The sequence below is a fragment of the Streptomyces sp. LS1784 genome, from assembly GCF_020103755.1.
Taxonomy (GTDB): Bacteria; Actinomycetota; Actinomycetes; order Streptomycetales; family Streptomycetaceae; genus Kitasatospora.
The window spans coordinates 1-2549 of sequence record NZ_JAHSQD010000846.1; the positions used below are offsets into that span (position 1 = coordinate 1).

General features: G+C 71.7%; 2 protein-coding genes and 1 pseudogene. All 3 read left to right on the forward strand.

All coding sequences use genetic code 11. The features are described 5' to 3' along the window. A pseudogene (locus KS423_RS43285) lies at positions 1 to 504 on the forward strand (hypothetical protein); the annotation flags it as partial. 457 nt (positions 505 to 961) lie between these two features. After that, a complete protein-coding gene (locus KS423_RS43290) occupies positions 962 to 2050 on the forward strand; it encodes a helix-turn-helix domain-containing protein (RefSeq protein WP_224285179.1) in 1089 nt (362 codons plus the stop codon). 31 nt (positions 2051 to 2081) lie between these two features. Next, complete coding sequence (locus KS423_RS43295) at positions 2082 to 2453, forward strand: SH3 domain-containing protein (protein ID WP_224285180.1); 372 nt, start codon at positions 2082 to 2084, stop codon at positions 2451 to 2453. Positions 2454 to 2549 lie beyond the last annotated feature (96 nt).

Below are 2549 nucleotides of genomic sequence, written 5' to 3' on the forward strand. Positions count from 1 at the left end.
CCCGCGCCCAACCAGCCGGCCCCGCCGGCGCCCGCGCCTAATCCGACCACGTCCAAGCCGCCTGCCTCGACCGTGCCGGCCGGGTGCGGCGGCGCGAACTGGGGCGCCATCGTCAACGTGGCCGACGGTCAGAAGCTCGGCTTGGCCACCGACGGCCCGTCGGCGGGCGCCGCGGCCGTCATGGGCGGGACGACCGCCTACGGCTGGGTCCGCTCGGCACCGGACCCCGGCGGCTGGTACCAGATCCATCCGTGCAACCTGAGCGGTCCGGCCCTCGTCCAGGGCGAGGGCGACGGCTGGTCGGGCCAGAACCGGAAGGTGCAACTCTCGCCGGGCTTCAGCTTCATGACGAACTGGTCGGTGGTCCGGGCGAGCACCTCGGGCGCCTACTACCTCAAGGACTACTCGGGATCGACCTGCCTGACCGACAACGGCCCGGGCAAGCAGGTCACCATGACCACCTGCACCCCGGCCAACAAGTTCCAGGAATGGCAGATCCCCTAGGTGTTCTGTCCCGCGACGGCCGCACGGAGTCCGGCGGTGCCGTCGGAGGACGGTCGCACGGTGTCGGCCCACGCGGGGGCTGTGAGTGAGAGGAGCGGAAGGAGGGCGAGCAGGACGGTCAGGAGGACTGCGGTGGAGCCGCGGCGGTTGGGCATGCCGGTCCCACGCGCTCTCGGTTGATTGACATCGGACGATCTCCGGCCCCGAACCGGCGACCGACCCCTTGTATGACGAGCGCCTCGTTCTGAGATGGCGAGTTAGCGCGCAAGGCCGCGAAGCGGGCCGAACCAGGGCGACGACTACGCGCAGGTGTGGAGCATCTCGGTTCCGCCTACTGGCTCCGGGTCCCGGTGAACGAGCCAACGCCCGTGCTCTGACGATTCCGCGTCTCGCCGCCCCCTTCGCCACGGAGGTACAGTGGGCGTGCGTGGCGCGGCCATGTCAGGTTGGGGGTTGTGTGGAAACGCTCTACGACAGCGACCGAGTGCCGGAGACCGACTGGATCGGAGCGTGGCGGGAGGTCACCGTCCCGGGGACGGTCTCCGTGCAGATGAGATCGCTCGACCCGGACCGCTTCGCGGCCAAACTGAGCGCCGTGGAACTGGGGGACTGCCGGCTGGCCGCCATGAACTACTCGCCCCTGGCGTTGCGGCGCACACCGCGGCTGGTCCGACAGTCCGACCCCGAGCAGTACCAGGTTCTGTTCATCCGCCGCGGCCACCCAGGCATCGAACTGGCCGACCGGAGCGCTCTCCTCGGCCCAGGCGACCTCGTCGTCCATGACAGCGCGCGCCCGTTCGAGGCCTTCGTCGGACCCGGGCAGAGCCGCGCCCAGTGCCTGATGATCCAGGTCCCCAAACGCCTCCTGCACCTGCCGCACCGGGAGATCACCTCCCTGCTCGCGACGCCGCTCGCCGGTACCCGGGGCACGGGCCTGCTGCTGTCCGGCTTCATGACGGCGCTGACCGGCGACTGCCCGGAGAACTCCGGCCAGGCGGCCCGGCTGGGCAGGGTGCTCACCGACCTGACCGAGACCTTCCTGGCGCACCACCTCGACCGGCTCGCCGCCGTGCCCGGCGACTCCCGAGAGCGCGTCCTGTACCTGGAGATCCTCTCCTTCGTCGACGACCACCTCCCCGCCGAGTGGCTCGATCCCCGGGCCGTCGCCGACGCCCACCGGATCTCGCTGCGCACCCTTTACCGGATCTTCCGGAAGCAGGACACGACGCCGGCCGCCCATATCCGCCACCGCCGGCTCGAACGCTGTCGCCTCGACCTGGCCGACCCGCGCCTGTGGCAGCTCACCGTCCAGGCCGTCGCCGCGCGCTGGGGATTTCCGCGGCCCGCCGAGTTCACCCGCGCCTTCCGCACCGCCTACGGCCTGGCACCCAGCGAGTGGCGCGAGCGCGAGGGGGACCGGGAACGGCACGCATTGCCAAGCGGTTGGCACGCCTCGCCATCGAACCGCACCGACGGTGGTGGGACGGTCGTACCGGAGCGCACGCCGGTCGTCGATCCGGAGTGCGCCTCCCGGTCGCGGGACTGAAGCGGTCCCGCCACACTCACGGAGGATCTCGATGCACCGTTCCGCCAAGCGCACCGCCACGGCTCTCCTGCTGGCCGCCGGCACCCTGATCGTGCCGCTGGCCGCCGCCGTCCCCGCCGGCGCCGCGCCCACGGCCGCACTTGCCGCCTGCAACGTGTCCTACGGCGACAAGGACGGCAGCAGCTGGCACAAGAGCTCCAAGAACGGCGTCAACATGCGCAGCGGCCCGAGCACCGGTTGCGCGGTGCTGGGGGTGTCCTACTCGACCCAGCTGATCGACTACCACTGCTACGTCTCGGCCAGCGACGGGACGTGGACCTACGCGCGCAACGACGCCACCGGGGTCAAGGGCTGGATCCGCGACGACCTCCTCACCGACAGTGGCAGCAGGGTCCGCTGCTGACCGACCGCCCTCACCCGGCGTCGGACCGGTGGCGCGGCCACGCCCGCGCCGCCGGTCCGGCGTCCGTGACGCCGCCCGGGCGCTACACGCCGGCCC